A 23,285-nucleotide genomic window follows, 5' to 3' on the forward strand; every position below is an offset into this window, starting at 1 on the left:
ATTGGCTGAAACTTTATAGGAAAATACTTACTCTCAGAAAAATTTTCTATAAAATCAATTGCAAATACCCCCCCCCAATGATATTTTTTAACAAATTTATATAGTCGTTTTTATAAGTTTTTAAAATCTTACTATCTTTTATGTAATACCTACCGCTCTTATCTTTAGCAATAGATAAATGCCCTAATCTTTGCATAATATCACGCTGAATGGTTCGCTCACTTACTCCGTATTCTAATGCTAATTCAGATTTGCTAAAACGCTCTTTATTATAAAGTCTTATTAATATCTCAATTATTCTTTCTACTAACAAATCTCCTGTACTTGGTAATCTCACTGCTTACTTTTCTTTTTATAGTTTCTTGGAAACGCAACTTTGCCTAATTGCCACAAATACACATCAATTTGCTTGATTTTAAACTCGCCTAAGCTATAAAATTTAATAAACTCATTTATAACATCACAAAAAGTCTCATAATTTTTTAAATCCATTTTTTTAGACTTATAAAAACTATCAGTTTTTTGAAAATATTTTAACATAGTATCTACATAATAATCATATATAGGAAATTTTTCTGGCTTATGATGTGAGCAGTATTTGCTAGCAAATGAATAAAATTTTTTATTTACTCCATTTATATTTACACTCGCTATATTACTAACCAAACTTAAATCCCCATCTTCTAAACCCTTATCAATATTTAAATCTTTTATATGCTTAGCAACAGGAAAAATTGAAAAAATATTTGTGCTATAAAAATCGTTTAATGATGATGCTTTTATCAAAATATCATTTATATCATCATTTTTTGGATAAGTTTTAGTAAACAATTTATTTAAAGCAACTTCTTGTAATTCATAGTGCTCATCAACTTTTTCTATAGTATATTTTCTCACTTCTTCTGAAGTTGGTCTTTTTATTTTGATTAATGGTGTCATATTTTTCCTTAATAATTTTATTTTAAATCCTTCAAACCAAAGAATTTAAAATAAAATTTCATTTATTTATTAAACTAAACAAAAATAAATAAAATTACTATAATGATACTTACTATTTGTATTAGCAAGTATCACTTAAATTATTAAACTAGTATGAATAATAATCTCTTTACATACTTTGACAATATCCATATGGACTATTTCTACATCTATTCCCAAAAATATCATCTCCCTCCCTACAACAATAACGACAAACAGGAATAGAATTTTTTCTTACATATACATGAACCCCTTCTTTTTTGTTACAGAAACATTTTTTACCATTTAGACTGCTATATCTTTCACCGCAATAAGAACAAATATAACTCATATTTTCTCCTTAAAAATAAATTCATTGATATTTTAACACATACAAAAGACATACTATGTCTTTTAACTTGATTAAAATGAGATATTTATAAATTTTACATAAATTAAAAGTTAAAATTATGAAGAATAAATTAATTAGCAATTAGTTAAAAGCTAATTGCTAAATCAAAACCTAAAGCATGTCTATTACTATAAATAGTAGATTGTTTTAAATATTTTAACCCTATTTTATACCCTATCTTGTAGCCAAATAACTCATTATCATAAATGCCTATTGTAGCACTATATTCTAAAGGAGTTTTTATAGTTTTATTGAGTGATTTTATATATTTATTTTTAAAATATTTCCTATCATATAAATCAAATTCCAAATAAAGAGTATCAAATAAAATCATAGAATCAAAACCATAAATCACACCATTTAATCTTTCTTTTTCATTAGCTAAATTAACAATTTTATATCCTAACAGCTCATACTTTTCAAGGTGATATTTAAATTTAGTACGAGTATAGCCAAATAATAAATTTGTTTTAATTTTAAACAAGCTAAATTCGTTATATAAACTATAAGCCAACATTAAATTGAAGTTTGAATGAATTTGTTTTACATAACCTACTTTTTTTACTCCACCTTCAGGATGCATTATGTCGCTTTCGTATCCAGAACCACCAATTGATATCTCAAATCCTATAGGTAAATCATTATATGATTCTTTAAACATTTTTATATAAAAACTATCATAAAGATTATTATTCTTATTTTTAATTCTACCTATTTTATCTACTTCAGGATTTTGTATTTTAAGTTTAGTAAAAGTACTAGATGTACCTATATAAGCAGCATTTATAGTAGCTGTTAATAAAGTAATTATTGTTAATATTTTTTTCATTTTAATTATTTTCCTTTATACCAAATAAACCAAGACTTATTTAAAATACTCAAAATTAGCCAAACAAATTAAGTTTGGCTAAAAGTTTGCGTATTAATACTAATTATTTTTAATCATCATCTTCAGCACCATAAACATCAGAACAATTACAAAAAAGACTATTATTACCACAAATAGGGCAACGGTCATCATAGTTAATAGAAAATTTGTCCTCAATTAAAGAAAATCTCATTTACTTCTCCTTAAAATAAATTCTTATTAAAAAATAAGTACTAAATGATAACCAAAGCAAAAGACACACTAAGTCTTTTTGTGTAATTTATGAGATAATTTTTGTGATTTTGTAAAAATATTTGGATTTAAAATTAACAATAATCTTATTTAGAAATTTAAAATAAATTTTTATTTGTTTAAGTTAAATTTATCTACTTAATATCAAATATATAAAATTACCTTGATAATATTTGTGTATTTATCTAAATTATAAGCTACTTGCTATATAACTAAAGCTGTAACATTTATATTTATATATTAAATATAGTTATTATTTTTATATAAATTTTATTGTAAGAAATATTAACAACTTATAAAATTACTGATTAAAGAAAAATGAAGAAAATAAAATATAAAAAGCTAATCATTAAGATTAGCTTAAGATTATTTATTTTTTAATAAATCTCTGATTTCTGTTAGCAGCACTATATCTTCGCTTGGAGCTGGAGCAGGAGCTGGTTTTTCTTCTTCTTTTTCTGCTTTTTTAAGCTTATTAATTAACTTTACAACAACGAAAATTGAAAACGCAATGATTAAAAAATCAACTATATTTTGAATAAATAAACCATAATTAACGGTTACATTTTCAGCTTCTTTAGCACCTTCTTTAATAACCAATTTTAAATCACTAAAATCAACTCCACCTGTTAAAACTCCAACAATAGGCATAATAATATCAGCCACAAGTGAGCTTACAATCTTACCAAAAGCAGTTCCTATAACCACACCCACAGCTAAATCTACAACATTTCCACGCATTGCAAATGTTTTAAATTCTTGTAATATTTTCATATTCTCTCCTTGAAAAAAAGGCGAGATTTTAACAATAAATAATAAATTAATCCTTAAATTCCATATTGTTTAAGAAATAGTTTAACTGCCCTAAAGCTATGCAGCCATCGTTTATCGCTTCGTTTTTTGGAGTATAGAATTTGTATTCTTTATCATTTAGCAAAAGATTTAAAATGCTTTTATTACAAAACACCCCGCCACTTAAAATCGCTTTTTTATTAGGACTTAAAAACTTAATAATATAAACAATGGTATTAATAAATTTTGAACAAGCTAAAACCTTGCTTTCATTTAAGCAAGTTGCAAAAATATCCTTATAAATAATCTTATTATTTTTAAACTCAATTTTGTAAATATCTTTGATATTTTCATCATAAAAACTCTCAATAAGCATTCCTGAATGTGCTTCAAATTCGTTTTTTTTGACCCCTAAAACTAAAAAGGCAAAAGCATCAATAATTCTACCTAATGAGCTAGTATTTATAGTGCAATTTTGCAATGCTATATCATAATTTAGATTAGTTTTACACGGGATTTCGTATTTTTTTAAAATACTATAAGCTAATAATTCATTATTTTTTACATTAACTAGCTTAAACTCATCAAAACAAAAGGCTGTATTTATAGTGTTTTTAGTAATATCTAGCACTTCGCCACCACTTATATGATGATTGTTTTTATATCCTGTGCCATCAAAACAAAAGGCTCTAATATTTCTTAGTCCAATACTCATCGCATGGGCTGCGTGATGGTAGATTTTTATAATCTTTGTATTTTTGCTAATTCCTATTTCAAATTCTTTTGTTATTTTTTCGCTATGAATGAAATGTGGGTGTAAATCACACAAAACATAATCAAATTTAATCTTATAATTTTTCACAAAAAATCTTAGAGTTTTTACAAAATGATTATAAACACTAATATCCTTTAAATCCCCAATATAAGGCGAATTAATACAAAACCCATTTATGTATATTAAAAACTCGTTTTTTTCTTCCATTCCAAGAGCTAGGATATTTATATTTTTTTTAATTTTATGCTCGTAATAAAAAGGTCTAAAGCCCCTAGCACTTCTTAAATGATGGTATTTATTGGCTACAACTTGCCCTACACTATCATCAATTTTGTTAATTATTTTTCTATTATGATTTATTATTAAATCAGGTTTTAAAATCTTAAAATCGCTTTTTTTAGAATAAATCATCTCGCCACTTTTGTTTGCACTTGTAGCTACTATTGCAAAATCAAGCTCTTTAAATAATATATGAAATATTGGAGCGCTTGGCAAAAATACTCCGATATTTTTAAAATCAAAATGTATATTAAAAGCACTCTGATTAAGGCTTTTTAGTAGCAATATAGGTCGCTCTTTGCTCTTTAAAATACGCTCTTCAAACTTAGTAAAACTAGCATATTTTTTCGCCATTTTTATATCTTTTACCATTATTGCAAGTGGTTTTAAAGCTCTATTTTTTAGCATTCTTAATTTATTTACCGCATTAAAATCATTAGCATTGCATAATAAATTAAACCCACCAACGCCTTTTAAAGCTACTATTTTTCCAGCTTTTAGATATTTAACAGCCTTTGCTAAATCAAAATTAAGCTTAGCCCCACAATCATTACAAGCAATAGGCTCTGCGTAAAATCTCCTATCATTAAGATTATTATATTCACTATCGCAATTTTTACACATTTTAAAAACACTCATAGAAGTGTTTGTTCTATCGTAAGGGATTTTAGAAATTACACTAAATCTAGTGCCGCAATTAGTGCAATTTATAAAGGCGTGATTAAATCTTCTTTTTAATTTAGGATTATTAAGCTCTTTTATACAATCCTTACAAGGGGCGAAATCAGGCAAAATTACTGCAAGATTACGCTTATCTTTGCTTGGTTTTTTAATAACAAAATCATTATAAGTTTCATTTGTTTTAATTATTTTTACTTTTTCTATACTTGCTAATGGACGATTTTTTTTAAGAATTTGTTTTAAGTCTTTTATAAAAACTTTTGCTATTTTTTCATCACAATCAAGTGCTAAGCTAACTCCTAAAGTATCATTTAAGATATAGCCATTTAGCTTTTTTGCTTTGGCTAATTTACAAACTTCAGGGCGAAATCCAACTCCTTGCACCCTGCCACTAAGCTTAATTAAAACACTCACAATTAGCCCATTTACTGAACTTAAATTGTTTGTTTAAAAACGCATTGTAATTTAAAAAACTCTGATAATTCATAAGCTTTGAACAAATCTCACGCTCGTTTTCGTTAAGTTTTCCTATCATTAAAACAAGTGCTTCAAAAACACCAACTTCTATTAAAGCTGCATTTGCTAATCTAAAGCTCATAATTGATGAGATAAACTTAGCTACATTTAAGCCATCTTCATTAATCTCACAATCAATTCTAACTCCCTTTGTATAAGTATTTGGCACTACTTTTAAAATATCAGAATCTAGCAAAATATCTGCTAATTTTATTAATGAAAATATATTTTTATTTTCTAAACTAAACTCATTTAAAATGAACTTTTCTTGATAATTTTTTAATAATTTTTCGCCTTGTTCTAAACTAAGTAATAATTTTATTAATTCATCTTTATTTTTAGGGACATTAAAGCTTAATTTATCAATATTAAAAGCAGTTGATAATTGATTTGAATACGGATTATTAATTACACAAAATGTATCAGCAAAAGGAGCTATTAATAATAAATCTTTAGGCTTTTTTACAAAATAAAGCTCATCTGCATTTTTTAACTCATTAAAAAGCTTTTTGCTATTAGCAAATGATACATATAAAAAATCTCCTAAATTATGTGCTTTTTTATAAAGTGGTTTTAAAGCTAATTTTACAAATGGTTTTTCATAAGCATTAAGTAAAATTTGAGTATTTTTATCACAAATAAAAGCCTTTTGTAATAATTCATAATTAGCAATTATTACAAAATCACTTTTTGTTGTTTTAGTATAATCTAACTCATTTAAACCTAAATCATCAAAAACTTCATCACATAAGTTTAAAGGTAATTTTGGAATTTCAATTTCAAATTCTTTTGTTTTTTGTGTATTTTCTAGCTCTATTTTAAAATCTTCTAAAAATAAAAAATAAGGTATTTTTTTAAAATATTCATTAAAGGCTAAAACCTTATCTTCATTATCATCTATAACTAAAGAAAACTCATCATCTTCATAATAAAGTTTATAATTTACATTATTTATCTTGGCAATTTTTAATAAAAATAATCCGAAATCTTTTAATTTTATTTTGAAATCATATCTAATTAACACTGCTTAAATTCCTATAATTTTCTATCGCTTGTTCTATACTAAAATCATTTTTAAATTCTAACAAAAATCCATCTTGTTTAAGCTCTTCTAAAAGACATTTTTGCATTAAAGCAAAAGATTTTTTAACCTCATCGCTTAAAGATATTTTCATAGGTTCAAGTCTTTTAGGCACAATGCCTAATATTTTGCAAACTGGCAAATCGCCTACTAAACTCATAAAATTAAGCATCATTTGCATTTCAAGTTCGTGAGCACTTCCTTGATAATTTATATTACTTGGCACTTTATCATAGTCAAAAAATACAACATCGCCCACTTCTAAATCATCAGCATTTATACAATCAATCACATAAACTTTATCAAAATCAGCAATTATATGAGCTAAATTCATAGCCATTGTCCCACCATCTAAGAATACTAATTGATGCGAATCTTGATTTTTAAATTCTTCTTTAATATAAATATTAGGAGCTAGATTTTTCCTAAAATACTCAAGAAAAATAACTCCAGCTCCTTCATCTCCTATTAAAATATTTCCAATTCCTAGGACTAAAACTCTCATTTGTATTTATATCCACTAAAAATAGCATCCATTGCACCATCTTTACCTTTAATTGCATTAAACACTGCCATATAAATATGAACACCAACAAAAATCATAGTAACCCAAGTTAAAATATGATGAATTATCCTAACATTTGCAAGTCCGCCAAACATTGCTTCAAATGGTTTAACAAAAGGAGTTATTGCACCAGCAAAACCTTCGTGATAAACATTAATATATAGCACAAAACCTGTGATTATTAATAATGCTAAAACAATATAAAAGAAAAAATAACTCACAAATTGAAGTGGATTATATACACCTTTTAAATGTGGGTGTTTTCCTAAAAACAAATAAAACTTAATTTGCTCTATCCATACTCTTAAACTAAAGCAATCTTTAATACTAACTCTTTCTTTTTTGCTAAGCTTATCAAATATAAAAAGATAAAGTTTAAAAATAAAACAAGCTAATAAAACAAACCCAGCTACATTATGCACGAAACGAAATTTAGCCTGCATAAATAGATTTGGCTCGGTTGATTTATCAGGTGCAATAAACACACTAGCAATATAAAAGCCACTTATACAAAGGGCTAAAATAGCAAATGCTCTTAGCCAATGAGTTGCTCTAAGCCCTATTGAAAACTCATAATGTTTCATATCAAACTCCTACTTTATATTCGCCTAACTTATTACCTTTTTTATCTAATACATGCACAGCACAAGCAATGCAAGGGTCATACGAATGGATTTTTCTAATAATTTCAAGTGGCTTGGTTAAATCTTCAATCTTTAGACCAATTAAACAAGCTTCATAAGTTCCCATTTTACCATTTGCATCTTTTGGACTTGCATTCCAAGTAGATGGAACTACTGCTTGATAATTTTGCACTATACCATCTTTAATTCTAATCCAATGACTTAGCATTCCCCTAGGAGCATTACCTATAAAGCGACCTTTGTATTCTTTAGAATTATCTATTTTATATGGAGCGCAAGTGCTTTGATCTACTTTTAGATTTTCAACTAAACTATCAAGAGCTTTAAGTGCGTGTTCGCTTATTATTTTTGCTTCAATCATTCTTGCTGCAGTTCTTCCTAAAGTGCTAAGTAAGTCTTTAAGCTCAATATTTAATTCAGCTAATAAAGCATCAACTTCTTTTGTAACGATTGGATTTTTAGCTAAATAATTTACAACTATAGTAGCAAGTGGTCCTACTTGAACAGGTAAATTATCATATCTTGGAGCTTTAATCCAGCTATATTTTCCATTCATATCAAATACTTTAGAATCTTCTAATTCGCCTTTAGCGTTTAGAGTTTTTTCATCTTTTAGACCTGTATAATTTGGCTCTTGTTCGCCATCATAAGGGTGTAATGCTTTATCGTTTTTATACCAAGACCTTGTTGCTTCTTCTGTAATTTTGCTCTCGTCAATAGCATCTAATACAGGATTGCTTAGCATATTAGTTACAATTCCACCTTTAAATAAATAATCATCTCCTAAATAAAACTCATCAGCACACATAAAATTATCAACGCCAACATCATTCATTACACTTGGCTCATTTTTATAAACAGCCGCAGCCATCTTAATATCAGCCAAATAAGCACGATGAATAAAATCGCTAATTTCTAAGAATTTAGTTTTATACTCGCCAATTCTAGCAGGGTCAAGTATATCCATAACGCAAGTTACACCACCTACGGTTAAGCTTTGTGGGTGTGGTTGTTTTGCACCAAAAATAGCCATTAATTGTGCTGCTGTTCTTTGCACTTTTAAGCATTCTAAATAATGACTTAACGCTACTAAGTTTTGCTCTGGGCTAAAGCGATAAGTTTTATGTCCCCAATAAGCATTCGCAAATATTCCTAATTCTCCTTTATCTACGAATGTTTTTAATTTTTCTTGAACTGCTTTAAGTTCTCCTACACCACAAACTAAAGGCTTATCACACCATTTTAAAGCTTCAGCTTCAGCTTTTGCTGGATCAGCACTTAAAGCACTCACTACATCAACAAAATCAAGCCCGTGTAATTGATAAAAATGCACACAATGATCGTGCATATATAAAGCTGCATTCATTAATGTTCTTGTAAGTTTTGCATTTTTTGGTGGAACTATACCTAAAGCATTTTCAGCCGCTTCAATACCTGCTCTATAATGCGAATAAGTGCAAACTCCACAAATTCTTTGAGTCATAAAGCCAACATCTCTAGGGTCTCTTCCTTTTACAATAGTTTCAATTCCACGCCATAATGTTGAGCCCGCATAAGCATCAGTTACTACATTTGCATCATCAACTATTACTTCTACTCTTAAATGTCCTTCAATTCTTGTAATTGGATCTACTACTATTTTTTGCATTTTTTATTCCTTGTCTTTTTTAATTGCTGAAATTGTTGCGTGAGCAGCTATTGCTACTCCTGTTAGAGTTAAAACACCAATGCCTATTTTATCACTCATAGCATCAGCACCCATTCCGCTAAATACACTTTGAAATAAATGTGATTTTAAAGGTTCTTCGTAAGTTCTCATACTATCCCAAAAATCAGGCTCAGAGCAACCTATGCACCCATGTCCTGCACCAATAGGCCAATTTATGTGCTGATTAAATCTTTGCTTAGCACAATTATTAAATGTATATGGACCTTTACATCCTACTTTATAAAGACAATAGCCTTTCTTTGCACCTTCATCGCCAAAACTTTCTACAAACTCACCCGCATCAAAATGTCCCCTACGCTCACAATAATCGTGAATTCTATGCTCGTATGCCCATTTTGGACGATTAAAATTATCAAGTGGCATTGTTCCAAATAATAATATTTGTAAGATTGAACCTACGATATTTTTTTCACTAGGCGGACAACCTGGGACATTAATTACGCTTTTATTTGTGATTTTACTAATTGGCACAGCATTTGTTGGATTTGGTACTGCTGCTTGAATACCACCAAAGCTTGAGCAAGTGCCAATTGCTAAAATAGCAGCTGCATTAGCACAGGCATTTTTTGCTATTTCTTCACCTGTATGCCCTTTAGCACCTAAAGTTAGATAAAAACTAGAGCTTCCTGCAGGAACTGCACCTTCTACTAATAATACATATTTTCCTGCGTGTTTTTTAATAGCGTTTTCTAAATTCTCATCAGCTTGATGACCACTTGCTGCCATAACAGTTTCGTGATATTCAATATTTAAATAATCAAATATCAAACTATCAATAGTAGGTGCATCGCTTCTTAATAAACTCTCACTACAGCCTGTGCATTCTGCCATATGAAGCCAAATTACTGGGGTGTTACTAGCATTATTTTCAACAGCATTTGCAATACTTGGTGCAAAAGTAGCTCCAAGTCCTAGCATAGTAGCCATTCCACTAGACCATTTCAAAAAATCTCTTCTAGTAAAGCCGTGTTCGCTTAGTATTTGCATTAAATCTTTTTTATTATTAGGATTTATTTGCATAATCTCTCCTTAAAAAAATTTATTAATGATAGTATTTTTTTAAAATCTAAAAGTTACAAAAAAGACAAAATAAATCTTAAAATTATTTAATTTTGATAATTGAATTTCTTATAAAATTCTTACAATTAAACTTAAAAATATTATTTTATTAAAGTTTTTGTTTGATTGGTTTATGCTAATTAAATTCTAATCTTGCTAATGTTTTTAAGTAAAGAATTTAATTTTTATAGGCTTAGTTTTCGCACTAAGCCTACTTATAAATAAAGCCTTATAAAGTATTTTTTAACTCTAAAGTTTTTCTTGCAATATTCGTGATTTCATCCCAATTTTTAGCCTTTATTAGCTCTTTTGGTGCAAGCCAAGAACCACCAACACAAAGCACATTTGGTTGGCTTAAATATTCTTTAGCATTATTTTCGCTAATACCACCCGTAGGACAAAATCTAACATCACTAAATGGCCCATAAATAGCCTTTAACATAGGCACTCCACCAACAACACTAGCAGGAAATAATTTAAAGGTATCAAGCCCATATTCAAGCCCAAGCATTAGCTCTGCTGGACTTGCAATACCTGCTATTAAAGGGATTTTATAATCAATCTCTTTTAATAATTTTTCAGTAATACCTGGACTTATTGCAAACTTTGCACCAGCACTAACAACATCTTTATATTGCTTAGCATTAATTACTGTTCCTGCTCCAACGATTGCTTCAGGAACTTCTTTACTAATTAACTCAATTGCTTTTAGCCCTGCAGGAGTTCTAAGAGTAATTTCAAGCACTCTTACTCCACCTGAAACTAAAGCCTTAGCTAAAGGTAAGGCATCATTTATATCATCAATTGCTATCACAGGAATTACTGGATTTATTTTTAAAATTTCTCTTGCATTCATTATTTTTTCCTTAAAAACTTACTCCGCCTTCTTCGGCGCTTAAACAACTATTTCTTAAAGCTTTAAAAAGCTCTCTACCACTACCTAACTCATTTGCGCTTAAATCAATATGCTTAATTTCTCTAGTTAAGAAATCATCTTCTAATACATTTAAAGTGCCATTGATTGCATCAAATTCTATCAAATCCCCATCTTTAATCTTAGCAATATTTCCATTTAACAAGGCTTCAGGACTTGTATGGATTGCTGCAGGAACTTTTCCACTAGCCCCACTCATTCTACCATCAGTAATTAATGCAACTTTATATCCTTTAGACATTAATACCCCTAAAGGTGGAATTAATTTATGAAGTTCAGGCATTCCATTTGCTCTTGGGCCTTGATATTTTACAACTGCTATGAAGTCTTTATTTAATTCGCCTTTTTCGTAAGCTTTCATTAACTCAAGTTGGTCGTTAAATACGATAGCTCTTTGTTTAATATATAAATTATCATCGCTTACAGCACTTACTTTAATTACCGAGCGACCAATATTTCCACTTAAAACTTTTAGCCCACCTGTAGTGCTAAATGGCTTATCATAAGTCGTGATTATTTCAACATTTCTGCTATTTTCAAGGCATTTTTCATAAGTAATTTCATCATCTTTTAAGATAGGGTCTTTCGTATAATTGCTAAGCCCAAATCCTGCTATAGTATTTACATCATCATGTAATGCACCATTATTTAATAATTCATTAATTACAAACGACAATCCACCCGCTTCATAAAAATCATTTATATCAGCCTTACCATTAGGATAAACCTTAGCTAAAAGTGGAGTAATATTTGAAATATCATTAAAATCATCCCAATTAATAATAATTCCTGCAGCCTTTGCAATTGCAATTAAGTGTAAAGTATGATTGGTTGAGCCACCTGTTGCCATAAGCCCTACTATTGCATTTACTATACTTTTTTCATCTATCATTTTACCTATTGGTAAAATACTTTTATCTTTTACACCTTTTGCAAAATGTCTAGCACTAAAATCAATTATTTTTTCTCTTAGCCTTGTATTTGGATTAATAAAAGCAGAATTTGGCATATGAAGACCTAATAATTCAATCATAACTTGATTTGAATTAGCAGTTCCATAAAAGGTGCAAGTTCCTGAACTATGATACATTTTCATTTCAGTATTTAATAAATCTTGCTTAGAAATAAGTCCTTGAGCGTATTTTTCTCTAGCAATACTTTTATCAGAATTACTAAGTCCTGTTGGCATAGGACCACTTGGAATAAACATAGCAGGTAATTGTCCAAATCTTAATGCTCCCATTAAAAGTCCAGGAACTATCTTATCACACACTCCAAGATAAAACGCCCCATCAAAAACATTATGAGATAATCCAATTGCTGTGCTCATAGCTATTACATCACGAGAATAAAGGCTAAGTTGCATACCATCATAGCCTTGAGTAATACCATCACACATTGAAGGAGTGCAGCTTGCAACTTGAACGCTTACACCTTCTTTTATACAAGATTGCTTTAATTTTAAAGGATAATCCTTATAAGGTTCGTGAGCTGATAAAACATCGTTATAGCTTGAAATAATAGCTAAATGAGTGCTATTTGAATTATTTAATTTTTCTCTTACACTTTCAGGAATTGCTGCATAAGCGTGAGCTAAATTAGCACAACCTAACTTTGAGCGATTGATTTTTTCATTAGCATTATCTATTAAATTAAGATAATCTTTTCTAGTTTTTTCACTTCTTTTTATAATCTTTTCAGTGATTTCTAATAATTTTTTATTTGTCATAAATAAGCTTCTTTCATTTAAAATATTTGATTTATTATAAATAAATAAATGTTATTAATGTTAAATCCTTTTTAGTAAGATTTAAAAAATTATTTTTATTTAGGGATTATTTATGAAAACTAATTTTGATTTTTTATTATTCGGAGCTACTGGAGATTTAGCTCTTAGAAAACTTTTTCCTTCACTTTATGAAGCCTTTTTAAATGACTTGCTTCACGAAGATTTTAAAATACTTGCTACAGGTAGAAGTAAGCTTAGCTTAGAAGAATTTAAGCAAAAATTAAACGACAAATCAAAAATCCATTTAAAAGATACTACAAAATGGAACGATTTTTTAGAAAAAATATCTTATGAGAGCGTAGATATTAATAATCTTGAAGATTTTAAAAAACTTAAAAACAATTTAAGAGATGGCAAAGATACTATTATATATTTTTCAATTTCGCCTGAATTTTTCATCACTTGCTGTAAGAATTTAAGCGAATTAAATATGAATAAAGACAATGTTAGAATAGTTCTTGAAAAACCTTTAGGAATGAGTTTAAATGAATGCAGAGCAATCAATGAAAGCGTAGCAAAATATTATAAAGAAGAACAAATTTATAGAATTGATCATTATCTTGGTAAAAGTATGGTTAAAGAATTATTTGAGTTTAGAAAACAAAATCCACATTTTAATGCACTACTTAATAAAGACTATGTAAAAAGCATTAATTTATATGTTTTAGAGCGTTTAGGTGTTGAAAGTCGTGGAGAGTTTTATGATAGCTGCGGTGCTTTAAGAGATATGTTACAAAATCATATGTTACAAATGTTAGCTTTATTTATGATTGATATTAATTCAACTAATATTAGAAAAGCTAAGCTTGAATTTTTTAACTCACTTGAAAAAATTGATTTTAAAAATGTAATTAAAGCTCAATATGAAGCTAATGAAGATAGCTTAAGTTATTTAGACGAATTAAATGTGGCTAAAGATAGTAGGACAGAAACTTTCGTATCAATTAAAACTAGTTCAAATCAAGAAAATTATAAAGGCGTTTTAATAAAACTTGCAACAGGCAAAAGAATGGCTGAAAATAAAGTATATTTTGATATTGGCTTTAAAAATGGTGGAAAAATGTATATAGAAATCCAACCAAAACCTAAAATCAAATTCCTTTTAAAAATAGCCGAAGAGTTTAAAGAATTTGAAATAGGAATTTGTGATATTGAAAAAATGCCACCTTATGAAAGATTACTTTTAAATGTAATTAATAAAGATTTAAGTTCATTTAATGAAAAAGATGAGCTAGAGAGTGCTTGGAAATGGGTGCAAGATGTAATTGATAATGATGATTTTACAATGCATAAATACAAAGCCTACACAAATGAAATTATTTTTAAGGACTAAGATGAGATTATTTACATTCAATGACAAAAACATAAGCGAAATCGCTTTATATAAAGAATTAGTATTTTCATTAAATGAATGTATTAATAGTAAAGGTAGCGTAAATTTTTATGTATCAGGTGGTAAAAGTCCTAAAGATTTATTTATTAAATTAAGTAAAGAAAAGCTTGACTGGACTAAAGTAAATGTATTTTTAGTAGATGAAAGGATTTTACCTACAAATCACGAAGATAGTAATACAAATCTAGTAAAGCAAAATCTATTACAAAATGACGCTAGTAAGGCTAATTTAATTACTTGTATTAAAGATGAATTAATTAATGATTATGAAGCTTTAAAAAACCACGCTAATAATATTTATCAAACTCCTGATATTTTGATTTTAGGTATGGGAGCTGATGCTCATACTGCATCAATCTTTCCAACGGCTTCTAATTTAGATGAATTATTAAGTGATGAAAACCAAGCTTATCACATAGTAAAAACTCCTAATTACGATAGAATTAGCCTTAGTTTAGAAAGCATATTAAAAGCTAAAAGAATATTTTTAAATATCAGTGGAGATGAGAAATATCAAGTATTTTTATTAGCTTGTAAAGAAAAAAATAAAAAATATCCAATAAGTTATGTGATTAATTCAAAAGGAAATTTAGATGTCTATTACGCAAAATGAATATCCAAGATTATTAGCAGATATTGGTGGAACTAATGCTAGATTTGCATTAGAATTTAAATCAGGAAATATAGATAAAATAGAAGTCTTACAATGCAAAGACTACGATACTATAATAGATGCTGTAAGAGCATATTTAAAAGATAAAAATGTAAATGTAAAACACGCTGCTTTTGCAATGGCAAATCCTGTTACAAGTGATTTTATACAAATGACTAATAATCATTGGGCTTTTTCAATCAATACCACAAGACTTGCATTAGGATTTGATACTTTATTAATTCTAAATGATTTTACCGCTCAAGCACTTGCTATTACAAAATTAAATAGTGATGAATTAGTTCAAATTGGTGGAAGAGAAGCTGAAGAAAATTGCGTAAAAGCTGTTTTAGGGCCTGGCACAGGACTTGGAGTTAGTGGATTAATCCCTAGTAAAAATGGTTATATTGCACTATCAGGTGAAGGTGGACATGTTAGCTTTGCACCTTTTGATGAGATTGAATCAATGATTTGGCATTATGCAAAAAACAAATTCGGGCATGTATCGGCTGAAAGATTGCTTAGCGGAATGGGACTTGAGCTAATATATGAAGCTTTAGCACATAAAGAAGGTATAAATGATACTTTAGACGCTAGTAAAATTAGCGAACTAGCATTAAGCGAAAAATCAGCTTTATGTAGATTAAGTCTTGATATATTTTGTGCAATGCTAGGAACAATTGCATCAAATTTGGCATTAACTCTAGGTGCTAGGGGTGGTGTTTATATTTGTGGTGGAATAATTCCTAAGATATTAGGGTATTTTAAACACTCATCATTTAGAGCAAGATTTGAGAATAAAGGTAGATTTGATAGTTATTTAGCAGCAATTCCTGTATTTGTGGTTTTATCAAAATTTCCAGGTATAAACGGCGCTAGTGTAGCACTGCAAAATCATTTAAAGGATAAATAATGTTAAGCAAATTAAAAAGCTATGAAAAATTATGGTCTTTATACAACAAATCAAAAGATACTCATATGAAAGAATTATTTGCTAATGATAATAATAGAGCGAATAAATACTTTTTAGAAGTTGGTGGGATTAAGGTTGATTATTCTAAAAATAGAATAGATGAAGAGATTTTAAGCAATCTTATTAATCTTGCAAAAGAAGCTAATTTAGAACAAAACATTAAAGATATGTTTAGTGGTAAAAAGATTAATACCACAGAAAATAGAGCAGCTTTACATATTGCTCTTAGAAATCGTATAAATACACCTATTTATGTAGATAATGAAAACATAATGGATGATGTAAATGCAGTGCTAAACAAAATGGAAAAATTCTCTCACGCAATAAGATCAGGCGAGTGGCTAGGCTATACAAATCAAGTAATAACTGATATTGTAAATATAGGAATTGGTGGCTCTGATTTAGGACCATTGATGGCTTGTGATGCTTTGAAAAAATACGCACACCCAAGACTAAAAATGCACTTTGTATCAAACGTAGATGGCTCAAAATTACAAAATGTATTAGATAGCGTTCATCCAGAAACTACACTTTTTATAATAGCGTCAAAAACATTCGTAACTCAAGAAACCCTAACAAATGCCTTAACTGCTAGAGAGTGGTTTTTAAATCACGCAGTTAATAAACGCTTTGTAGCTAAACATTTCGTAGCAGTTTCAACTAATAAAAAAGCTGTTGAAGAATTTGGAATAGATAGCAATAATATGTTTGAGTTCTGGAACTGGGTCGGTGGGCGTTATAGTTTGTGGTCTGCAATTGGTCTTCCTATTATGATTTATTTAGGAAAAGAACATTTTTGGCAAATGCTAGAAGGTGCATATTTAATGGATTCGCATTTTAGCTCTGCTGAATATTCTAAAAACTTGCCTGTGATTTTGGCTTTAATAGGTATTTGGTATATTAATTTTTATGGTGGTGGCTCACATATAATCGCACCTTATGATGAATATTTAAAGCATTTTCCAAGATTTATTCAACAACTTGATATGGAAAGTAATGGAAAACAAGTTAGTAAAAATGGGGAATTAATTAATTACGAAACTTCTCCAATTATTTGGGGTGAGACAGGAATTAACGCTCAACACGCATTTTTTCAACTACTTCATCAAGGAACTCATATAAGTCCGATTGATTTAATAGTAAGTCTTGAAAAACCACACGATATGCCAGAACACCACGAAATTTTAATTAGCAATGTATTCGCTCAAGCTGAAGCCTTTATGAAAGGCAAAAACAAGGATGAAGTAAGAGCTGAACTTAGTAAAAGTAATTTAAGTGAAAGTGAGATAGAAAAGCTAATCCCACATAAAGAATTTTCGGGAAATCGCCCTAGCAATACGATTTTATTAGAAAGAATAAGCCCTAGAAATCTAGGTAGTCTAATTGCATTATATGAGCATAAAATATTCGTTCAAGGTGTGATTTGGGGGATAAATAGTTTTGACCAATTTGGCGTTGAATTAGGTAAAACTTTGGCTAAAACAATACTTGAAGAGCTAAGAAGTGATGTGAGTTACGAGCACGATAGCTCAACTACAAATCTAATAAAATTATATAAAGAGTTTAATAAAAAATAATTTTAGGAATTTCTTTATGAAATTCCTATTTTAAATTCCACGAAAAAAAGGAGAGAAAATGGAGCTTTTACATAAGGACTGCAAAAACAAATTAGATATATTAAAAGAACATTTTGCTGAATGTTTTGATAAAGATGGAAAATTTAATTTAGAAAAATTCCAAAGCGAAATAGCTGCTAACGGGGGGGGGGGGATTTTACAAATGAGAGTTATAGTTTAAATTTTTTAGGCAAAAAACACGCAAAATATCTAGCAAATCTAAAACCATCAAGCTACCTTAAACAAAACGGCACATTTAATGAAAATCTAAAACAAAATCTACTCATAAAAGGCGATAATTTAGAAGTCTTAAAACACTTACAAAATAGCTATTATAAAAAAATCAAAATGATTTATATAGACCCACCTTATAATACCGCTAATAAGGATTTTGTCTATAATGATACTAGAGCTTATAAGCTAGATGATTTAATAAACGCTGGAATGAGTGAAGATGAAGCTAAAAGAGTGCTAGAGTTTAGCACTAAAAAATCAAGCTCACATTCAGCGTGGCTTACCTTTATGTATCCAAGGCTATTTTTAGCTAGAAAGCTTTTAAAAGATGATGGAGTGATATTTATCTCAATTGATGATAATGAAGCAGCTCAATTAAAGCTCTTGTGTGATGAGATTTTTGGTGAAGAGAATTTCGTAGCTGATTTTATTTGGAATAACAAATACACAACTTCTAATGATACAGATATGTCTTATCAACACGAACATATTTTTTGCTATTTTAAGAATAGGATTAATAATAAATTAAATTTATTACCAAGAAGCGAGAAACAAAATTCTGCATATAAAAATAGAGATAATGATCCTAAAGGTGCTTGGAAACCAACACCAATTCATGCAAGAAGTGGAAGTGAGCTGGGTAAATATAGTATAACTTTTCCAAATGGAATAACTTGGCAAGCTCCGATAGGTAGATACCCTAGATATTCTAAAGATAAGTTATTACAGCTATTTTATGATAACGAACTGTATTTTAATTCAAAAGGTGGAATAGATAAAAAAACTTATATTACTGAAGTTAGACAAGGAATTTCTTGTGGTAGTGTATGGAGTTATGATGAAGTGGGGCATACACATAGCAATAATGAAGAATTATCTTCTTTGCTTGGTAAAGGTATTTTTAACGATCCAAAAGGAACTAAATTATTAAAAAGAATATTACAAATTTCAACCGATAAAGATGATATTGTCCTAGATTTTTTTGCAGGAAGTGGGACAACAGGGCACGCTATTATGCAATTAAATGCCGAAGATAGTGGAAATAGAAAGTTTATTTTAGTTCAACTTGATGAGCCAATAGATGAGAAAAAGAGTAAAATTGCTTATGATTTTGTAAAAAATGAGCTTAATTGCAAGCCAACAATTTATGCAATTACCAAAGAAAGATTAATAAGAGCTGCGAAAAAAATCAAGCAAGATTATCCAAACGCTACTAATTTAGACTTTAGTGAATTTAAGATAGTATATAAAGATGAATTAGAACTAGAAAAAATAGAAAAACTAGATTTAAGCTTAGGCGATAATCTTTTTGCACCATTTAATAACGATAAAACAAATGAAATTCTAACTAGCTATAAACTAGCCGATGGTATAGCTTTAGATGTGGAATTTAAAATAATAAATATAAACGATTATAAGGCTTATTATTGTAATAAATTGCTTTACTTAGTTTTCCCACATTTTAATAGCGAAAATATCAAAACCCTAATGCAAAAATTACAAGATAGTGAGCTAATTTGCGAAAGAGTTATTTTATACAATGCTAGTTTTACGAGTAGCGAACATAAGAGTTTAAAAGAAGCTTTAATTAAATTAGGCATTAAATTACAAGTGAGATTTTAAGATGGGTAGCTTTAATTATACTAATGATTTAGAATATCAAAATATAGCTATTCAAAGTGTTTTAAAAATATTTTCAAGTAATGATATAAAGGCAAATGTTAAAGAAATTCAAGAGTTTAATGGCATAAAAAATCAAAACTTTATAAATGATAACACTTATGATATTTGTATGCAAACAGGCACAGGTAAAACCTACACTTACACAAAAACTATGTTTATGCTAAATGAAGCTTATGGATATGATAGCTTTATAGTGCTTGTGCCAACTTTAGCTATTAAATCAGGGACTAAAAGTTTTTTTGAGCTATCACGCCAACATTTTATAGATGAGTTTAAAAAAAGCTTAAGTTTTTACGAAGTAAAAAGCGAAAAATCAAGTAAAAAAGAGCAAATGCCACAAAGCATAAAAGATTTTTGCAATCACGATGATAAAGCTTCTATAAGAGTGCTTTTAATAAATGCAGGGATGCTCAATTCAGATACTTTTAAAAAAGAATTTGAAAGCAATCTTTTTGATAGATTTTTTAGCATACTTCCTGCATTAGCAGATACTAAAAGTATTTTAATCATTGATGAGCCACATAAATTTGATAAAGCTAGTAAAACTTGGGAAAATGTTTTAAAACTAAAACCACAATTTATATTAAGATATGGAGCGACTTTTAAAGAAAACTCAAACCTACTTTATAACCTAACCCCACTTAAGGCCTTTAATGATAATTTGGTTAAAGGTGTAAAAACTTTCGTGCAAGAATTTGAAATAGGAAATAAAGCTTATATTAAACTTCAAGATATAGTAGATAATGAAGCTATTTTTTGTGATGATAAAAAGCGTGAGTTTAGACTTAGCAAGGGGCAAAATTTCGCTTGTTTTTATGATTTTTTAGATATTTTCGTGCAAGATTTAAGTAAGCAAAAAGTACTTTTATCAAATGGCGTAGAGCTAATTAAAGATAAAAAATTTAATCCTTTTAGCTTTAATGATGATTTAGCTAAGCAAATGATAAATGCTTGTTTAGATGAGCATTTTAAGTTAGAGCGAGAGTTTTTAAATCAAAAGATAAAATTAAAGCCTTTAAGCTTATTTTTTATAGATGATATAAATTCTTATCGTGGAGAAAACGCAAGGCTAAAAGAATATTTTGAAAAGGCATTAAAAAGCAAACTAGAAGAAGAATTAAAGCTTAGCACAGGATTTTATAAAGAATATTTACAAAAATCTTTAAACGATATTAGCCTTACTCACGGCGGTTATTTTTCAAAAGATAATAGCGATAAAGATGATAAAATAGAGCAAGAAATCAATGAGATTTTGCACGATAAAATGAGCCTACTTAGTCTTAATAATACTAGAAGATTTATATTTTCAAAATGGACGCTTAAAGAAGGTTGGGATAATCCAAATGTATTTAATATTTGCAAACTTAGAAGTAGCGGAAGTGAGATAAGTAAGCTTCAAGAAGTTGGGCGTGGGCTTAGGCTTCCTGTTGATGAATACGGCAATAGAATTACTAATAAAGAACATTATTTAAATTATTTCGTAGATGCTAGTGAGAGTGATTTTACTCAAAAACTTATAAATGAAATTGAGATAAGTGATGAGTGTTTTGATATAAAAATAGATGATTTATTAGATGAGAAAATTTATAAAATAATTTTAAGTGAATATGATTTAGATGAAGATTTGATTTATGATGAGCTTTTAGAATGCGGTGCTATAAACAAGCGAAGTAAGATAATAAATGTAGATATTTTAAAAGCAAAATATCCAAAAGCATTTAGCAAAAATAACATTAAAAAAGGCAAGATTAAAAACTCTAATGAATTAGAAAATAAAGTAAAAATCAAAACTAATTTATATCCACAAATCAAGACTTTATGGGAAGAAATAAACAAAAAAGTATTTTTAAAATACGATGCCATTGAAAATGTGTTTTTAGCTAATTTTAAAGAGTTTTTAAAAGAATTTAAAGCAAAAGATAATTCAAGCTATATAAAAATTACACAATTAAGCGTAAGTAATAATCAATTAAAAAGCCAAAAAGATATTTTAAATAATAAAATAAATATAAAAACTCTAAATTATGGAGAGTTTTTGCTAGGACTTAGCACAAAATTAGGTCTTAATCTAAACACTTTACATAAAGCCTTTTATGAGTTAATGAAAGATGGTTTATTTAACATAAATGATTATTTAAATGAGCCTAGTTTGAATGCTATTTGTAAGGAATTTAATTTTTATCTTTTAAGTAATTCTAGTAAGCTTTTTAGCATATCTTACGAAGAGTTTTCACACCACATTCATCCTACCAAAATCACTAATGAAAAAGGTGAAATCTTAAATGAAATAAATGCTAGTGATATAGGTGTTTTAGGTGGAGATGAATTAGCAAATAATACCTTTTTATACGAGCAGATTTTTTATGATAGTAAAATTGAGCAAGAGATAATAAAAGAAGATATAAAAAGCATACAAGTCTTTATGAAAATACCTAAAAACTCATTAAAAATCCCTGTAGTGGGTGGATTTAGCTATTCGCCTGATTTTGCTTATGTATTAAAAGATGATAAAGAAAATATCCATTATTTTGTGCTTGAAAGTAAAGGCGTAGATAGTAAAATCAATCTAAGAAGTGATGAAAATGCGAAAATTACTAACGCAGAAAGTCTTTTTAAAGGTATAAATATTACCTTTGAAAAACAATTTAATAATGATAAATTAGAAACAATCATAAAAAATATAATCAATAAAAAATAATTAATCTAATTTAAATTCCTTAAAGGATTTAAATTAGAATACAAGATTATATTAAAAATATGAGGTGTTAAATGCTTTCTTTTATTAAAGAATTAATAAAAAATCTTTATTTGTTGGTTTGAGTTTAGCGTTTTTTATCATTGCTATTTTCGCTTTTTTAATGCTTGTTCAGTATTCATACGATATCTATAGTAAATACTTCAGTTCAACTTATGATAAATTTCTTAAAACCAAAAAAGAGCTTTGCTCTCTTGAAAGGCAATTAGAAGTAGAAGGCTATTTATTATTTTGGGATTTTAAAAATGAGTATACAAATTATAAATATGATTATTCTAAAAGCGGATATAAATGTAATTTAGAAAAAGAAGAAAAATATAAAAGAGCAATTGTAAATTATTTTAAATTAAGTAATGCAAAAATATATGAAGTGAAAAATTATAATAGCATTGATGAAGTTAAATCTCTTAAAACTTTAGATAGTTTAGAATTAAAAGAAGTTAATGAATTTAACAATAATCTAGTATTTTTTGAAAAAAGATTTTTTGATAAAAATTCATTTCAATTTATAGATGGAGATGAAATGCAAGTAATGTTATATAACTCATATACTAAGGAAAAAGAAGAGAGAGAATATTATATAGATGGGTGTGGTTATGTAACCCCAAAATATAAAATAAAATACAATTAAGAAGATATAATGGCA

General features: G+C 28.2%; 21 protein-coding genes. 8 read left to right on the plus strand and 13 right to left on the minus strand.

Going from position 1 to position 23,285, the window contains the following annotated elements; all coding sequences use genetic code 11:
• Positions 1-46 precede the first annotated feature (46 nt).
• The 13 genes from AVBRAN12647_RS00095 to edd all read right to left on the minus strand — a co-directional run bounded on the left by AVBRAN12647_RS00095 (position 47) and on the right by edd (position 13,273).
• The gene (locus AVBRAN12647_RS00095) at positions 47-337 is read right to left on the minus strand and encodes an HTH domain-containing protein (protein WP_336614485.1); all 291 of its coding nucleotides are present in this window, start codon (positions 335-337) and stop codon (positions 47-49) included.
• Positions 334-939, minus strand: coding sequence for a hypothetical protein (locus AVBRAN12647_RS00100; protein ID WP_336614486.1), 606 nt, complete (start codon positions 937-939; stop codon positions 334-336). The genes AVBRAN12647_RS00095 and AVBRAN12647_RS00100 overlap by 4 nt, the downstream gene beginning before the upstream one ends.
• A 515-nt stretch (positions 940-1,454) precedes the next feature.
• Entirely contained in the window at positions 1,455-2,198 is a 744-nt protein-coding gene (locus AVBRAN12647_RS00105) for a hypothetical protein (protein ID WP_336609273.1), read from the minus strand.
• A 109-nt stretch (positions 2,199-2,307) separates the two neighbouring features.
• The gene (locus AVBRAN12647_RS00110; RefSeq protein WP_336609272.1) at positions 2,308-2,430 is read right to left on the minus strand and encodes a hypothetical protein; all 123 of its coding nucleotides are present in this window, start codon (positions 2,428-2,430) and stop codon (positions 2,308-2,310) included.
• Between the two features lie 425 nt (positions 2,431-2,855).
• Positions 2,856-3,263, minus strand: a complete 408-nt coding sequence (gene mscL / locus AVBRAN12647_RS00115; protein WP_214117937.1) for a large-conductance mechanosensitive channel protein MscL — start codon at positions 3,261-3,263, stop codon at positions 2,856-2,858.
• Positions 3,264-3,309: 46 nt separating this feature from the next.
• Positions 3,310-5,430: a carbamoyltransferase HypF gene (gene hypF / locus AVBRAN12647_RS00120; RefSeq protein WP_336614487.1), complete on the minus strand. Its 2,121-nt coding sequence runs from the start codon at positions 5,428-5,430 to the stop codon at positions 3,310-3,312.
• Entirely contained in the window at positions 5,414-6,556 is a 1,143-nt protein-coding gene (locus AVBRAN12647_RS00125; RefSeq protein WP_336614488.1) for a hypothetical protein, read from the minus strand. The genes hypF and AVBRAN12647_RS00125 overlap by 17 nt, the downstream gene beginning before the upstream one ends.
• Positions 6,546-7,118 (minus strand): HyaD/HybD family hydrogenase maturation endopeptidase, encoded by a 573-nt coding sequence (locus AVBRAN12647_RS00130; RefSeq protein WP_336607203.1) that lies wholly within the window; start codon positions 7,116-7,118, stop codon positions 6,546-6,548. Before AVBRAN12647_RS00130 ends, AVBRAN12647_RS00125 begins: the two co-directional genes overlap by 11 nt.
• Positions 7,115-7,762: a Ni/Fe-hydrogenase, b-type cytochrome subunit gene (cybH, locus tag AVBRAN12647_RS00135; protein ID WP_336609268.1), complete on the minus strand. Its 648-nt coding sequence runs from the start codon at positions 7,760-7,762 to the stop codon at positions 7,115-7,117. The genes AVBRAN12647_RS00130 and cybH overlap by 4 nt, the downstream gene beginning before the upstream one ends.
• 1 nt (position 7,763) lies before the next feature.
• Complete coding sequence (locus AVBRAN12647_RS00140) at positions 7,764-9,470, minus strand: nickel-dependent hydrogenase large subunit (RefSeq protein WP_336614489.1); 1,707 nt, start codon at positions 9,468-9,470, stop codon at positions 7,764-7,766.
• A 3-nt stretch (positions 9,471-9,473) separates the two neighbouring features.
• Complete coding sequence (locus AVBRAN12647_RS00145; protein ID WP_442862266.1) at positions 9,474-10,571, minus strand: hydrogenase small subunit; 1,098 nt, start codon at positions 10,569-10,571, stop codon at positions 9,474-9,476.
• A gap of 268 nt (positions 10,572-10,839) precedes the next feature.
• The gene (locus AVBRAN12647_RS00150; RefSeq protein WP_239802693.1) at positions 10,840-11,466 is read right to left on the minus strand and encodes a bifunctional 4-hydroxy-2-oxoglutarate aldolase/2-dehydro-3-deoxy-phosphogluconate aldolase; all 627 of its coding nucleotides are present in this window, start codon (positions 11,464-11,466) and stop codon (positions 10,840-10,842) included.
• Positions 11,467-11,476: 10 nt separating this feature from the next.
• Complete coding sequence (edd, locus tag AVBRAN12647_RS00155; RefSeq protein ID WP_336614490.1) at positions 11,477-13,273, minus strand: phosphogluconate dehydratase; 1,797 nt, start codon at positions 13,271-13,273, stop codon at positions 11,477-11,479.
• Between the two features lie 112 nt (positions 13,274-13,385).
• Between edd and AVBRAN12647_RS00160 the strand changes: the two genes are divergently transcribed.
• The 8 genes from AVBRAN12647_RS00160 (at position 13,386) to AVBRAN12647_RS00195 (ending at position 23,270) form a co-directional block, all read left to right on the plus strand.
• On the plus strand, positions 13,386-14,666 hold the full coding sequence (locus tag AVBRAN12647_RS00160; RefSeq protein WP_336614491.1) for a glucose-6-phosphate dehydrogenase: 1,281 nt from the start codon (positions 13,386-13,388) through the stop codon (positions 14,664-14,666).
• Between the two features lies 1 nt (position 14,667).
• A complete protein-coding gene (pgl, locus tag AVBRAN12647_RS00165) occupies positions 14,668-15,339 on the plus strand; it encodes a 6-phosphogluconolactonase (RefSeq protein WP_214117927.1) in 672 nt (223 codons plus the stop codon).
• A complete protein-coding gene (locus AVBRAN12647_RS00170) occupies positions 15,320-16,291 on the plus strand; it encodes a glucokinase (protein WP_214150114.1) in 972 nt (323 codons plus the stop codon). The genes pgl and AVBRAN12647_RS00170 overlap by 20 nt, the downstream gene beginning before the upstream one ends.
• The gene (gene pgi / locus AVBRAN12647_RS00175; RefSeq protein ID WP_214120226.1) at positions 16,291-17,928 is read left to right on the plus strand and encodes a glucose-6-phosphate isomerase; all 1,638 of its coding nucleotides are present in this window, start codon (positions 16,291-16,293) and stop codon (positions 17,926-17,928) included. Before AVBRAN12647_RS00170 ends, pgi begins: the two co-directional genes overlap by 1 nt.
• A 58-nt stretch (positions 17,929-17,986) precedes the next feature.
• Complete coding sequence (locus AVBRAN12647_RS00180) at positions 17,987-18,148, plus strand: hypothetical protein (protein ID WP_336614492.1); 162 nt, start codon at positions 17,987-17,989, stop codon at positions 18,146-18,148.
• Positions 18,149-18,315: 167 nt separating this feature from the next.
• Positions 18,316-19,824 (plus strand): site-specific DNA-methyltransferase, encoded by a 1,509-nt coding sequence (locus AVBRAN12647_RS00185; RefSeq protein WP_336614493.1) that lies wholly within the window; start codon positions 18,316-18,318, stop codon positions 19,822-19,824.
• Position 19,825: 1 nt separating this feature from the next.
• A complete protein-coding gene (locus tag AVBRAN12647_RS00190; RefSeq protein ID WP_336614494.1) occupies positions 19,826-22,582 on the plus strand; it encodes a type III restriction-modification system endonuclease in 2,757 nt (918 codons plus the stop codon).
• A gap of 118 nt (positions 22,583-22,700) precedes the next feature.
• A complete protein-coding gene (locus AVBRAN12647_RS00195) occupies positions 22,701-23,270 on the plus strand; it encodes a hypothetical protein (RefSeq protein WP_336614495.1) in 570 nt (189 codons plus the stop codon).
• Positions 23,271-23,285: the final 15 nt, after the last annotated feature.

The organism is Campylobacter sp. RM12647, assembly GCF_020138135.1.
Taxonomy (GTDB): domain Bacteria; phylum Campylobacterota; class Campylobacteria; order Campylobacterales; family Campylobacteraceae; genus Campylobacter_E.

Coding starts and splice junctions, on each gene's coding strand:
- AVBRAN12647_RS00180 (WP_336614492.1), top strand. CDS start 17,987: ATGGAGCTTTTACATAAGGACTGCAAAAACAAATTAGATATATTAAAA.
- cybH (WP_336609268.1), bottom strand. CDS start 7,762: ATGAAACATTATGAGTTTTCAATAGGGCTTAGAGCAACTCATTGGCTA.
- AVBRAN12647_RS00160 (WP_336614491.1), top strand. CDS start 13,386: ATGAAAACTAATTTTGATTTTTTATTATTCGGAGCTACTGGAGATTTA.
- AVBRAN12647_RS00110 (WP_336609272.1), bottom strand. CDS start 2,430: ATGAGATTTTCTTTAATTGAGGACAAATTTTCTATTAACTATGATGAC.
- AVBRAN12647_RS00185 (WP_336614493.1), top strand. CDS start 18,316: ATGATTTATATAGACCCACCTTATAATACCGCTAATAAGGATTTTGTC.
- edd (WP_336614490.1), bottom strand. CDS start 13,273: ATGACAAATAAAAAATTATTAGAAATCACTGAAAAGATTATAAAAAGA.
- AVBRAN12647_RS00140 (WP_336614489.1), bottom strand. CDS start 9,470: ATGCAAAAAATAGTAGTAGATCCAATTACAAGAATTGAAGGACATTTA.
- mscL (WP_214117937.1), bottom strand. CDS start 3,263: ATGAAAATATTACAAGAATTTAAAACATTTGCAATGCGTGGAAATGTT.
- AVBRAN12647_RS00130 (WP_336607203.1), bottom strand. CDS start 7,118: ATGAGAGTTTTAGTCCTAGGAATTGGAAATATTTTAATAGGAGATGAA.
- AVBRAN12647_RS00100 (WP_336614486.1), bottom strand. CDS start 939: ATGACACCATTAATCAAAATAAAAAGACCAACTTCAGAAGAAGTGAGA.
- AVBRAN12647_RS00150 (WP_239802693.1), bottom strand. CDS start 11,466: ATGAATGCAAGAGAAATTTTAAAAATAAATCCAGTAATTCCTGTGATA.
- pgl (WP_214117927.1), top strand. CDS start 14,668: ATGAGATTATTTACATTCAATGACAAAAACATAAGCGAAATCGCTTTA.
- AVBRAN12647_RS00145 (WP_442862266.1), bottom strand. CDS start 10,571: ATGCAAATAAATCCTAATAATAAAAAAGATTTAATGCAAATACTAAGC.
- AVBRAN12647_RS00170 (WP_214150114.1), top strand. CDS start 15,320: ATGTCTATTACGCAAAATGAATATCCAAGATTATTAGCAGATATTGGT.
- AVBRAN12647_RS00105 (WP_336609273.1), bottom strand. CDS start 2,198: ATGAAAAAAATATTAACAATAATTACTTTATTAACAGCTACTATAAAT.
- AVBRAN12647_RS00190 (WP_336614494.1), top strand. CDS start 19,826: ATGGGTAGCTTTAATTATACTAATGATTTAGAATATCAAAATATAGCT.
- pgi (WP_214120226.1), top strand. CDS start 16,291: ATGTTAAGCAAATTAAAAAGCTATGAAAAATTATGGTCTTTATACAAC.